The organism is Xenorhabdus griffiniae, from assembly GCF_001028135.1.
Taxonomy (GTDB): domain Bacteria; phylum Pseudomonadota; class Gammaproteobacteria; order Enterobacterales; family Enterobacteriaceae; genus Xenorhabdus; species Xenorhabdus bakwenae.
The window spans coordinates 87,007-101,067 of sequence record NZ_LDNM01000012.1 but is presented as its reverse complement, the minus strand read 5'-3'; the positions used below and the strand labels follow the sequence as shown (position 1 = coordinate 101,067).

At 47.3% G+C, this 14,061-nt stretch carries 8 protein-coding genes; all 8 read right to left on the bottom strand.

Annotated features, from left to right (window positions below):
* Positions 1–96 precede the first annotated feature (96 nt).
* Positions 97–1,152, bottom strand: coding sequence for a FecCD family ABC transporter permease (locus tag AAY47_RS04050; RefSeq protein WP_047767123.1), 1,056 nt, complete (start codon positions 1,150–1,152; stop codon positions 97–99).
* Positions 1,149–2,159 carry a FecCD family ABC transporter permease gene (locus tag AAY47_RS04045; RefSeq protein WP_152669757.1) on the bottom strand — a complete coding sequence of 337 codons (1,011 nt, stop codon included), beginning with the start codon at positions 2,157–2,159 and terminating at the stop codon, positions 1,149–1,151. The genes AAY47_RS04050 and AAY47_RS04045 overlap by 4 nt, the downstream gene beginning before the upstream one ends.
* A 2-nt stretch (positions 2,160–2,161) precedes the next feature.
* Positions 2,162–2,959 (bottom strand): ABC transporter ATP-binding protein, encoded by a 798-nt coding sequence (locus AAY47_RS04040; protein WP_047767120.1) that lies wholly within the window; start codon positions 2,957–2,959, stop codon positions 2,162–2,164.
* A 110-nt stretch (positions 2,960–3,069) separates the two neighbouring features.
* On the bottom strand, positions 3,070–4,224 hold the full coding sequence (locus AAY47_RS04035) for a histidine decarboxylase (RefSeq protein ID WP_047767118.1): 1,155 nt from the start codon (positions 4,222–4,224) through the stop codon (positions 3,070–3,072).
* Positions 4,225–4,246: 22 nt separating this feature from the next.
* Complete coding sequence (basC, locus tag AAY47_RS04030; protein ID WP_047767116.1) at positions 4,247–5,557, bottom strand: putative histamine N-monooxygenase; 1,311 nt, start codon at positions 5,555–5,557, stop codon at positions 4,247–4,249.
* Positions 5,558–5,578: 21 nt separating this feature from the next.
* Complete coding sequence (locus AAY47_RS04025; RefSeq protein WP_047767114.1) at positions 5,579–10,039, bottom strand: non-ribosomal peptide synthetase; 4,461 nt, start codon at positions 10,037–10,039, stop codon at positions 5,579–5,581.
* Between the two features lie 90 nt (positions 10,040–10,129).
* Positions 10,130–11,089, bottom strand: a complete 960-nt coding sequence (locus AAY47_RS04020) for an ABC transporter substrate-binding protein (RefSeq protein WP_047767112.1) — start codon at positions 11,087–11,089, stop codon at positions 10,130–10,132.
* Positions 11,090–11,210: 121 nt separating this feature from the next.
* Positions 11,211–14,060 carry a condensation domain-containing protein gene (locus AAY47_RS04015; protein WP_047767141.1) on the bottom strand — a complete coding sequence of 950 codons (2,850 nt, stop codon included), beginning with the start codon at positions 14,058–14,060 and terminating at the stop codon, positions 11,211–11,213.
* Position 14,061 lies beyond the last annotated feature (1 nt).

Here is a 14,061-nt window from a genome sequence, read left to right as displayed (position 1 = left end):
GACTTAAAGTTATAAAGGAGCGGCTATGTCATTTCAACTCATCATAAAAGTCGAGCATCGCGTCTATTTAATAAACTGATATCACGCCTCAGGTATTCAGCGTTTACGTAATGCGTTCAGCCGCATCGTCAGGATGAACAGGGGTACGCCAATGAGTGTGAAGCTTAACCCGATAGGGAGAAAGACTTCTGAGGGTACTGCTTTCGTCATGATATCCGCGGCGACGACTAGATTGCCGCCCACCAGAGCGGAAAGAAACAGTCGGGCGCGGCCTGTAGCTGATGAAATAAAGCTAGCCAGATGCGGTGCTAATATCCCCACAAAGCTCAATGGCCCCACTGTGGTGACAGATGCTGCGCTTAACAGAACAGAAAACATCATCAGCAACGGGCGGGAATATTTGATAGGCTCCCCAAGGGACATGGCAAGTTCGTTTCCAAGCTCATAGCGGTTTAACGCGGGGCCAGTGAGCAGAATTCCGATAATACTCAATAAGAATAATGGCATGAATGATGCGATAATTGACCAATTGGCCTGAAACAACGATCCTTGCATCCATCCAGAAAGATTCAAGGATAACTCTGTCGGAAGATAGAGAATAAGAAAAGAACTGACAGAGCTAAGAACGGATGAGACGGCAATCCCCATCAGCAAAATTGCCAAGCCACTTGCGCGATTATTGCCAACGAGCAAAGTCAAAAACAACGCAACAATCAGTCCGCCACCTAGTGCAGCAATGACGATCAGCATTTTAGGTGCGGAAGGAATAAACGCCAGCAAGACTATGATCATCGTCATAGATCCCTGACTTATGCCCAAAAGGCTGGGGTCAGCCAGTGGATTGCGGGCAATCGGCTGTAAAATAGCACCAGCAAGGGCTGCGCACCAACCCACCATCAAACCCAATAAAATATGAGGTATCCGTACAACCCAAAGTGCATAAAATTGGTGGTGATCAAGGGAATACCCGAAAAGCATATGCGTGAATTCACGGATACCAACGTTCGTAACCCCGACGTTTAAAGAAATAACCACGAGTATGATCGTGATGGTAAATAGGTATAAACCGACTTTTATATCACGGGTACGCATCTGCAACCCGTTGGCGAAACGTAATACCCTTTGTCCGTCTGTTGCCTGACCGAAATTCATAACGATCTCTCCGATGTCACTGAAAGATAGCGCTTTCTTATGATCCAGATAAAAAACAACCCTCCCAAAAAATCCATCAGAATGCCGGTATGTATGACATAAGGCTGGAAAAGTGTCTGTGCACAGAGATTAGCAATCAGGCAGATACTGGCCCCCGTCAGAGCACAAGCTGGCAGCGACAGCATAAAATTCTGACCAACCAGAGGCTTGACAATATGGGGGACAACCAGCCCCACGAAACCAATAGGACCACATATGGCAACGGCAGAACTGGATGCAACTATGGCTGCAATCAACGCAATGCGTGAAACAAGCGTGGCATTTGCACCAATCGAAAACGCCTTTTCGTAACCGAGCAGAATAAGAGTCAGTGGGCGTGCCAGTAATAAAAGTACTATCAAGGCCAGGATACCGAACCACCAGAAATGGTGAAGCCTTGTGATATAGGCATGATTGATAGCCCCTGCTAACCAGCTCAAATATTCGGTTCGTAATGCAGGATAGGCAAGAAGAACAGCATTACTTATTCCAAGATAAAGCATCGTTATTAATGTGCCTGACAGTATCAGTAGCAAGTCACGAGAAACGCCGTTAACACCAGCCAGGCGAGATACCGCAAGAGATGACAAAAAACCAAATAATCCGCCGACAAGCGCGGCTATGCCTTGTAATGTCAGGTCAAACTCAAAACTGATTGCGCCTACGATGACAAACAGTGCCGCACCGGCATTGATTCCCAATGTTGATGAGGAGGCCAGTGGATTGCGGATAAGCCCCTGAAAGACGAGACCACTGCATGCCATTACCGCACCGACATAAACAGAAATCAAAGCCCGTGGCAGTCGCTGGTATAGAATAACTGCCTGCTCATAGTTCTGCGGTTCGGGCTGTGTTAAGGCCGCATAAATTTGCGAAACTGACGCAATATTCACGCCAAAAGAGAGACTGGAAAAAAAGATCAGCAGCAATACAAAAGGGGCGAATATAAAAAACAATCTGGATTTCATTGTCATACTCTAGGCTGATTTTCAGGATGGTTTATGCCCGGATAAGGCTGACAGATAATGCTGCCGTTGTGACTGAAAATATCGGCCGGAATATTGAATACACGCCGGATATTATCTACCGTTATCGTTTTATTGACAGCACCTGCTGCAATGACGCTGCCAGTATTCAGCATCACAACATCATCGGCAAAAGTCGTTGTTAGATTTAAATCATGTAACACCACAACGACGGTTTTTCCGTGCTGGAGTGAGAGATCGCGAACCAGTTTAAGCACCGTGTATTGATATTTGATATCCAGGTGGTTCACTGGCTCGTCCATAAGAATGATATCAGTGTCCTGTGCAAGCACCATCGCCACCCAGGCGCGCTGGCGTTGCCCTCCTGAAAGGGCATTGACTTGAGAGCCTGCCTTATCGGCCAAGCCGACGATTTCCAGTACATCCTGAAACAATTTGCGATCCCGCGAGGATGGCCCACCGAAAAGCGAATTGCGCCCACAAGCTGCCAGCTCGATCAACTCTCCCAGTGTCATGTAATCCGGGCAGTGGCATTCCTGCGGCAGATAAGAGATTCTTCGGGCCAGTGCTTTACGACTTATCCCTGTAATCAGCTTACCTTCCAACAGAATTTCTCCGCTTTTCAGGGGAATGAAACCCATGATGGACTTCAGAAGTGTCGACTTACCGCAGCCATTAGACCCGACGAGTGCAGTGATGCGCCCTTGGGCAAAGTCTACTGACAAATCATGCAATACGGTTTTCTTGCCGTAAGTTGCGGTGATATTTTTTGCTGTAAGCACCAAAGGCTCCTTCAGTTTATCTTATATAAAATAAATTACAGTGTCATCGTTATGATTTGGCTAACATACCAAAATCACAGGGTAAGCCCCAATGTCGTTGTTTTTACCTCTCACATGACAGCATCCTGCACTTGAACTATATGACGCGATTCCGCAATAACACCGTTGATTAATGCGTCAATTTTACGACTGTCACGATGATGTGCCGTGGTGATTAGATGTGCAACATCCCCCGACGTTGCCAGACAATACTTCTTCCAGACGGCTGCCGACGGACATGGAAATACCACTGTAATGGAGTTGTCATGACGCCAAGCGTTTATCCCGGCGGCACGGAAACGCTCGACGGCATATTGTGCCATCTCCAGGCAGTGTTTGGTGCGGCGCTGCCAATCGGCAAACGAGTGACTGCAAATGGCTGCCCATATCATTAGTGGTGTCTGGCCATTACGTGAACCTGATATGGTTCTGTCCTGAGCCGAAATGTAATCAACATCGACTGCAATACGCTCAACGTTTTTCCGTTTTGCAACAACAATCCCGCAAGGAATGGGGGAACCTATCATTTTGTGCCCGGAGACACAAATGGAGTCGATACCATCTGCAAAGGTAAAAGGCTGCGGGTTATCTACGAACGGCAAGATCATCCCACTTAAGGCAGCGTCGGCATGTAGATAATAATTCTCACGAGCGATACCGATTTGCTGCATACGTTGTTGAATAATCTTTATGTTATCCACCGCACCACGCAATGTCGTGCCGATATTGGCAAAGATGATTGGATGTGGTTCTTTATGAGCAATGATCTTCTGCATCAGGTCATTATCATCTATTTCACCAGTGGGTAAGGATTCTACTAAACAAGATTTGATACGCAGTAACTTGACGATTTTAGCTACCGAATAATGCGTATCTTTTGAATAATAAAGTGTCCCTTCCGGGAATAGTTCTCGCCCAAGATAGCAGCCGAACATATTACCTTCCGTTCCTCCGTTGGTAACATAACCCCAACTTTCTTCGAAAGGGATTTTGAACAGTTCAGCAAAGTATTTCATGACCTCTTTTTCGAACTCAAAAGAGTTTAAGAGATAGTTGCACTCCGCTCCCCAGTCACCACAATTGTTGATAGAGAACTGCATGAATCTCTGTAAATAAGAATAATCAAAGTCTGAGGACTCAGGATAGCCGATATTGAAATACTGGTTTTTAACACAGTAATGCCAAAACGCATCTAGCTTGTTCTTATCCGCAAGGGACAATGTCATCTTTATCTCCTGTATCGTAACACTATGGTAGATCAAAGCTCTGGAATGATGAGTTTTTAGGCAAGCGATAATACTCTCGCCCAAGAAGCTGGTTGGCAATAATCCCATTGCGATACGCGCCAAGCCCTAGATCGGGAGAGCCAATACCGTGCTGAAAAATCTCAGCATTCTGGACGAAAATAAAGCCTTTTCCTTTGTCAAGGCGCTGAGCGCTAAAGTCCTCTTTTACAATAAAATCGCCATAATCATCGGTTGCAAGCACAGTATTTTTGAGTCCTTCTAACCATTCGGGGCTGGTATGCTCATAACCTGTAGCAGCGACAATAGCATCGGTTTCAATGACGCCGACTTTATCGAGATGCCGATGACGAAAAACAACCCGCAACGCTTCAGAGTCTCCTATGTTTTCCACCTGCTCGACTTCGCAATTTGAAATAAGCAGAAGTCCTGGATCACGGCCACCGATGGAGCCTTCATACAAAATATCGAAAATATCTGCGATAGTTGAGACGCTGATACCTTTATAAAGTCCCCCCTGACCCGACACGATCTTGCGGCGTTTCTCTCTTGTTATATTGTGAAAATAGTTCATGTAGGCTGGCGTGAAACACTCCTGACCAAGTTTCGACGATTCCATAGGATGAAAACCGGCAGATCGGGTGATCCACTGGATTGAAGCACCGGCCTCTATCATTTCAGGCGTCAATGCATTGTGGAGCGCTAGCACGCATTCGGCAGCACTTTGCCCTGAACCAATTACCGTGACACGCCGGCATGTTGAGAGCTGTGCACGTCTGTTTATGAATTCTGCCGAATGTAAAATAGGCGCTTTAGTCTGGATTTTAGCCCACTCAGGCAGAAATGGAGCGGTTCCTATACCGATAGCAAGATGACGACTGTAATACTGATGCGTCGGTCCCGTATGAGGTTTACTTTCAATAATGAAATGATCGGAAACTGGATCATAAGCCACATCAGTAACGTTTTCACCGAATTGGCAGGAGGGAAGCTGTTGCGTCACCCAGCGGCAATAATGGTCATATTCCTGGCGCGGGATTTGAAAGTTTTCATAATAATAGAATTTGTAAAGACGATCATGTTTATGAAGATAATTAAGAAAACTCAGAGGGTGTGTAGGCTCCGCCATCGTTACCAGATCCGCCAGGAATGGAACCTGCAACGTTGTACCGGGTAACAGGAGTCCCTCATGCCAGCGAAACTCAAGCTTACGTTCGAGGAAAAGGCTGGTCAGATCAGAGTGTGACGAAAGCAGCGCCGCTAATCCCAGATTGAAGGGGCCAATACCAATACCGATCAGGTCAATATTATTCATATTAATAATCCGTGTTGTTTTCTAAAATTTTTCCATTAAGTGCTGTTCGACTTCTGCTACGTTACGGCAACGCAGCAGTTGCGAGAGCGAGAGCACGATCGCAAATTTCTCATAGATACGTGCTGAAATTGTTTTCAGATGTTGAGGGCGCAGCCCCATGCTGATGAAGTCGCTGTCTCCATCGATGTGGCTAGCGTGTGATTGGCCGAGCACGTCCAGATAAATTTCCAGCACCTGTTTTTTCATCGCTGTTTCTCTAGCTGGGAAAGCGTCGCGCTTAATAGATGGTTGCTCATACACCGATTCCGTCAGCAGGCTGTGTGCTTTAGCGCGATCAGGCTTACCATTTGGTGAGAGCGGTAATTCAGGGACCGGTAGGAGCCGTGTTGGAATATGCGATGCTGGCAGACATTGGCAGGCATATTGGCGCAATTCTGCTCCTGATAAAGCACCCTCTTGTTGCGGCACATAAAGTACGCCGATGGCGGTCTCACCGTGCATTTCCTCGCCATAATCCACCACAAGAACGTGCTTAACCGACGGGTGGCGAACCAGTTCATTCTCGATGTCCGGCAACGAAATACGTACTCCACGCACCTTGACGTAACCGTTGACACGGCTATCAAAGACAATAATACCATCACGACGATAGTGCCCGTGATCACCGGTCCGGAACGCACGGAGCTCTTTTCCGTTCGTGTCCTTGATGGTCACAAAATTGGTCTGGGTGAGGCTTCCGTTTTCCAGATAACCCAATGCGACATTGACGCCTGCCGTATGAATAAGGCCAGTAACACCCACCGGACAATGATTGCCACGCTCGTTTAGCAGAAAATAGCTGTTAGCCGGTAAGGGCCTTCCATAGGGGATCTGGCTAACGTCGTCCAGCCCTATTTCATGCCATATACTCCATATAGTCGTTTCTGTTGGTCCCCCCAACGAAATCAACCGTACTGATGGCAGGAGTGTACGCAGACTACCAATAACCGCCGGTTTGATGTAATCGCCACCCTGAGCAATCAGCCGCAGGCTTTTCAATTCACTCCCCTGGCGGCACGCGAGAAGCATTTCCAGAATAGCGGGTACGGAGCACCATAATGTCACCTTGTGCCTGGCAACCAACTGGTTCCAGCGTAGTGCATCCTTTTCTTCACCGATAGCGGGAAGAACAAGGGTCGCACCTGCTGTCAGACAACCAAAAACGTCGAAGACCGACATATCATGATGCAAAGGTGTGACAGAAATGAAGACATCCCGATGCGTTACAGACCATTCGTCAAGAGTACTGGTGATGACATTCGATGTTGATTTATTGGATAAAACAACACATTTCGGCCTTCCGGTTGTCCCGGATGTATAGAGGTAATAGGCGGGCGCTTCGCTTGATGAGAGAGCATCAAGCATAAGAGGAAGCTCCGCCAACGGCTCGGCAGACAAGAGTTTTTCAGGTGTTTCTGCTGGATATTCAATCTCTTCTCTTTTTGTCGTTACCACAAGGTCCGGATGGCAGTTTTCAAGGAGATAGCGCAGTCGCTCTGAGGGCGAATCTGCGTCTATCGGAACCCAGATCACTCCCGTCAACGCACAGGCTAGTGTCACAGCCGTGTGCTCAGGCCCACGGTGCATACAGAGGGCAACGACACTTCCTTTGGAAAGCCCTTTCTCCATGAAAGCTCCCATTATTCGACGCACATTACATCCCAGTTCAGCGTAGCTGACATGCCTGTCGCCACTGATAAGTGCCGTTTTAGTGTTTTTGCTGTCGAAGATATTGGTGGCTATCCGACTGAGAAATCGCCCGCAGTGAAAATCAGTTTCAATGCCGTTAAATCGATAGTGGTTCGTATCGATAATATCCCGTGCCGAAATTGCGAATACGCCTGAAGCTGCGATGACCTGTATTGCTTTGCGTATAGCTCCTAAAATGTCTCGAACGAGAGCCGATTCAACCGCTGCAGTAGCATAATCGATGTCAAAAACAAGCGCTTTATCTGCATTGATCGAAAAACGAATATCCATCGCAACTTGTGGTGTCTGAGTTAGCCCACTATGCAACTGCATACAACTTTCGTGACCTGATACCGGCCACGAAAGTCCGTTGGTAATCACCACCGGTAAAACAGGGCCTGCACCATGCTTTTCAACCAGAAGTCGGGTAATGTCTATACCTGAAAATGCAAGATGTTCGAGCCCTTCCAGCACATCATTCTGTAGAGTGTTGGCTCGCTCAGAAAGATTGCCCTGCTCAACATTCCAGTTAACCACAATAAAACTTGAACGATTGCATAAAACACCGGATACCTGCGGTGCGACGGGAACACCAATGAACAAACTCTTCTCATCGATCCAATGGGACATAACCTCAAGTACCAACGTCATGATGGTAGAATTCTTGAAAAGCATTTGTTTGGCACCGGCTTTCGACACTGCGATGTAATCTTCCCGTGCTACAATCAGGCTTTGCCGTGCATAGAGAGAAGTGCCTATTTGTGCCAGTGGTTTTTTCCACGGAAATCGTAGTGGACCACTGATTGTCTCAAGCTTTGTTTTCCAATACGCTTCATCTATCTTGCGCCTTTCAGAGATATCTTCCTCATCCAAGGGGGCACCAGTATCCTCCATGATTGATACCTTGCCCTCGAAAAGTTCTACCATCAGGGCAGCTATCGATCGTCCATCAAGGATCAGTGCGTCAAAACGAACAAACGCGATCAGGTTATTCTCTTCCGGTTGATTCTCTGGCAAACGAAACAACGTGATATCCCACGGAGAACGCTCCAAGTCGAAAAGAGCATGTGCAAATGCTTCACGGTGGTTTTCCACATGACGGAGTGCCTCTTCCCGTGACAGGGTACTCAGGTCGATTTGCTGTAAATTGATATCCGCTTCTACGCTAACACATTGGACGAGTCGCTTTGCATCTATCCGGGTGCGTAAACTTTCATGACGCTGAACCATATCCGCTAGGTGATTTCGCAGATGTTCCAAGTCCATGCGCCCGCGATACTCGCGAAATTCTTGCATCGCAACGCCACCAAGCGGTAATTCTGCCCGCCGCCCAAGCAGATATGCCATTTGCAGGGAGGTTAATGGTTTTTCCATGCTATTCTTTCGATCGATTTTTACAGTAGAGTCAGTGGCTTCAATTCTGACTCTCGGTGATGGAGCTGTTATTGCATCGGGTGAATGTATTGCCTCATCGAAGCGTTGCGGATATGTGGCGATTTCACGGACGAAATTAACAAAACTGTCGAACATTGGGGTTATCCATTCTTCTGGCAGTATATCCAGACGAATGTCCCAGTTGATGAGAATACCCCCGTCGGCGGAAGCAACTTGTGCGTCGAGCGCAACTTGCGGACCTTGTGAGATAACCCAGTTCATAGGACCAAATACGCGCCTGACCCGATCTGAGAGAAGTTCTCCCTCCGGTATATCCAGCGCCGTGGTGAAGACGACAGGAGTCAATTGCGTCGCGCCATGATGCCGGGAAAGATCGCGCATCAGATTCACACCAGGATAAGCCGAATGGGCGAGCAAATCTGTCAGTTGCCCGCCAAGCCGTTTACAAAGGTCAGCAGGGCTTTCTGTTCCATTGATATCTACACCGAGGATGAGCACATTAGAGAAATCGCCGACGATCCTCTCCACGCCATCCACAAGGGGGGAACGCCAGAACATCGGTACATTGAGCCGAAAGCATTTATCTCCGGTATGCCTTCCAAGAACAATAGAGAAAAGTCCCAGCATTAAGCTCGACATGGTTACCCTGTGTGTTCGGGCAAGTTTTTTCAAGGCCTGACGCTCGTCTGGCTGGAGCCATGCCGCCAGCCGATGGCTGCGAGCCTGATTGGGCAAGGTTTTGTTAATCGGCAACGCGGGGGCAGGCGGAATGTGCGGAATACGTGAGCGCCACCAGATTCTGTCCCTTTCACGGGCAGCTTTTAGATAGGGATCGGTGCGCACCTGATCGCACCAGTTGAAATATGACGCGATTACCGGAACCGGCTGATCCGGGTTATCATAAAATATCGCCAGATCCTCCATTAATACCCTGAAACTCGAAGGATCGATAGCTATCATATCTGTATCGACATGCAGGCGAAATTTTCCGCCATCTCGCAGACTGAGTGAAAAACGGGACGCCTGACCAGAAGAAAGATCAAGCTTCTGATGGGTCCACTCCATGCGTTTAACAAGAAGTAACCTTGCCTCCTCTTGTTCTGGTAATCCCCTAAAATCCTCAATTTCCAGTAACAACGACTCACCGGATGGAATAACAGACTGAAGCCCTTCAGCGTTGACGCAGAGTTTTAGCATGGGGTGCAGAGAACAAACACGTTCCAGAGCCTGTTTAAATCTTTCTATCTCAATGTCATGGCCGTCGAATTCGGCATAAAGATGTGCGGCAACACCTCCCAAATCGGTCTGAACGTTACGTCCGACCCAGCAGGCTGCCTGCATTGACGTTAATTCTCTCATAGTTTATTCACGTGGTTGAAAAATCCGGATTAATAGAAGCAAGTATAAAAATAAGTTGAATTCACATAGCCTCTGGCTGACTGGATCATTTTATTGCTTTGTCTTAGCCCATTCTCCCACGGCTCTGAGAGTATGTTCCGCACTGGCAAACGTGGGGGTAAAAACTTCGCCCGCATTAAGAAAAATAATCCGTTTTTCGCGAGCGGGTTTCATATAGTGAGTCCATCCAGGCACAATCCGATCAAGTGCAGAGCGAATAGCGTTCTCATCGTGCTCCTTACTGCCCCAACTGTTGAGTACTACCAGAACGTCCGGATTGAGTTCGCCTAATTTGTCAGCACTCAACTGTAAAAGCAGTTGAGATGAGGTGACCGAAAGACCGCCTTGTGCCGAGAGTTTCAGGCGGGTGAAACCAAGATCTTCCAATGCCTGAGTGAAACCGGTCGCTTCGCCGACGACATTGATCTGATCTGTTATAAGGATCGGCAGATAGGTCTTATTAGCCGTATTTTCCGGCAAAAGGGCGCGCGTTGCCGCTACGCGCTGTAAATATATGTCCCGCCGTTTTTGAAAATTCTGCTCACGTCCGGTAAGTCTGGCCAGATTTTCTTCAATCTTGAAATGATGGAATTTTCCAGAAAGGAAATTTTGCAGATAGACAGGAGCAACCGTTGAAAGCTGTTTTACCTTGTCGATATCGAATTCGGTTCCAATAATGAGGTCGGGTTTAAGTGCATAAAGTTTTTCCAGATCGATTTCCCTGCCAGCACTGATGCCTTGTGGTTTTGTGTACCCTTCACCGAGCACACTATCGACGAAATCTGCACCAAGCTGATAAGTGCCATCTTCCGAACGACCATAACTGCCGACCGGTTGAACGCCCAGCTCCATTAAGGGCAGGCCGAGAGCAGGCTCGCTCATCACCACAATACGTTGTGGCTCCTCAGGAATAACGACTTCCCGTCCCATAGTATCCGTGACCTGCCGCGTTGCGGCAAAGGTCGATGTCCCCATCAAGCACAGTAATATGACAGTAATAGCAGATCGCATAATGTTTTCTCTTTCAGAACGAAGTAGGGTTATATGACTCGGTCAGGCAACAAACCTCCCCTGACCTGACCTAACCACATCACATCACATCCATAATGATTGGTTCATCACCCCATAGATATCACACAGGAACTTGAGCAAGGGGGAGGCTTGAGACATCAGGTGTTGTGAAGAATGTGAAAACTTTATCTATGGTTTCACAGATGCGCTGGACGTGTTCTTCAGGGTAACGATCCGCACGGTAAGTTATCACCAGTCGCATTATTCTTTCTCCATCAATGACATCTTCCATGATCTCGAATTGAAGACCAAACATGGATTCTTTTTTATCAGGATCAATTTGCCGGTAGCATATATCGTTACCAGACGGGGTCTTAAGGGCACCATTCAACGCATTATTGGCATGAATCTGAATATAAACGTCGAAGATCAGACCATCCTCAGGCGTCATCCCTAACGATTGTTGGATAATATCGAGCGGTATATCCGCATACGGCATGGAATTATTGATAGTGTCTCTGGTGTCTTCGATCAGTGTGCCGACGGATTGCTCTGGATAGAACTGCAGCCGATGGGCAACCATGGTGGTAAAGTAGCCTACTGTTTCATAGGTATCGGGATCAGTACGACCCGACGCAGAAGTACCTATCACAATATCCTTCAGATTGCCAAGCTTGTGTAGCGAAAGTGCAATTGCAGCGTAGACAACACTGAACAGGGAAGCATTATTCTGTCGAGCGAAGGAATAAAGACGATGAGTGATTTCAGGTTTAGGTTTGTATTCGATCCAACCAGCTTTTGACGAACTTTCATGCGCTGCGATAGTCTTCTGATTGTCAGATAAGGCGAGTTCTAACCCGTACGTTGCATCACACAACATGTTAGTCCAGTAATCAAGATGCTTTTGATTGAAGCCATTTGCCTGCTGTTGTAGAGCAAACTTATGGAATGACAATGCGGTTTTTTTCCAGACAGGAGCCATACCTACAGAACGCGCTAAATAAGCCTGGGCAAGTTCTTCCATCAGGACATTCAACGACCATTCATCAATAACCATATGATGAACGAGGAATGACAATATTTGACGTCCGGTTTCTGGATTGCGGATCAGCCGTATTCTGATTGGCAATTCGCGGGAAAGATCGAACTTGTAAGCAGCCTCGTCATCAAGACGTATACCTTTACTTTCGTGACTGTACCAGAACCACTTATCATTATTCACGTCTGACATAGCGACAATCTGCTGACAGATCTCACCATTTTGAACATGGAATAGAGTGCGCAGACTGGAGTGACGCTCGATAAGATCAGAAAAAGCCTGCTCAAGGAGCGTTTCGTCAACCTCATCAAGAAAATCCAGTGCGAATGGCAGGTTGAAGATGGTGCTAAATTCATAAGCGTTATAGGCATTCCAAAGAGAGGTTTGTGCGAGTGCCAAGGGCGCCGTCAAACGATCGTTTTGCGTCTGCGCCGAAGGCTCCGTATCCTTACTCTGATTTGTTATCACTGCGCGTGATGCCAAGGCGGCAGCAGAAGGATGACTGAAGAAATCACCGAAGTGCACTTCCAGCCCGTGCGTGCCGAGTAGTTTACCGATAATGCGCGTTGCCAGCAGAGAATGACCGCCACAGTCAAAAAAATCATCATCCAGCGTCATATCTGTAACGGCCAAAGTTTCACGGAACTCTGACAATATGATCGCTGCTATTTCATCAGTACCAGCGGAAATTTCCTTTTCGGGGGCGTTGTGAGCAGAGTGCACAGCAGTGCCAGGCACAGAATTCGCGACTAAACCTGCAATGGCATCTTCACCGCCTTTAAGAAATGACACAAAACGATTTAGCAGAAACTCGCCAATGTGACCGGAAATCGCCTGGCCGGTTGTTAATATAAGGCTAATTTCTTCTGTACCTTCACACTCTGCTGCCAGTTCAAAATCGGGACGCATTTCATAGGTTGGCAACAGGATGGGCTGGCTCAGTAAACTCTGTTGTTCAACCAGGCCATTCGGACGAGATAGCAACCGAACATATACCCAGGACTCATCACTCCCTGTTACAGGAGTACCGGAGAGAAGATTATCTTCGTCTGGTTGCGCCTGAAGCCTATCCATGACGGATTTGATGATCTGTGTTTCCGCCATGCCACACTCGATAATAATGCGGCGGAAGCCGTCCGGCTGTAACAGGCAAAGTGCAATCTTTTCTTGACCGCCGAGCAGGCCAATGAACTGGGCGAATCTGGCTGAAATCATAGCCGACACACAGTGGGGCAGTTTGTCGCGGGAAAGGGACGTTTTCAGTTCATTAATTTTAAGTCCTGTTTTCCAACGCAGTGCGAGCCGATCTTTACTCAGGTCAGTTGTGACATCAAAAGAGGAATGAATAATGCTGTTCTCACTCTTGCAACAGCGCAGCCAGGATACGAGAGAAGCCGCTTTTCCGTCGAAAGGTAGTAAGGAAACACGTTTTAGAGATGGAGGTTCTACACAGTGACCGGCATAAGCGCGGATCAGTATTTCGAGTATCTCTTTTTCATGACAAATTTGTGCCAATATTTCGTGCAAAATAAGAGATAAAACAACTTCATTATTTTTTTGTATTATCAATATTTTAAAAGGTGGATGCTGTTCAGGAATCCAAGCAGATGCTTGTACAGCCAGTATCTGCTTGATCATGTCTGCATGTGAGCTGGCATGGAAAAACTCAAGGCATGTCTGCCAGCCCATGACTCGGGTTTTATGTAATTCACCGTCATCATTTAACTCATAGCGTACGTTCAGATCCGGTATTGCTTCAATAACAGACTGAATAGCGTGTATCAGCATTGAAATACTAACATCGTCATGAAGCCGCCAGGCTGAGAGCTGCTTGAGAATGCGGCCAGGGTTTTGTTGCTGTAGTAGCCAGATATGTTCTTCGTAACGGGATATGGCGATGTGCGATAACTTTCCTGAATCAATATTCAACATG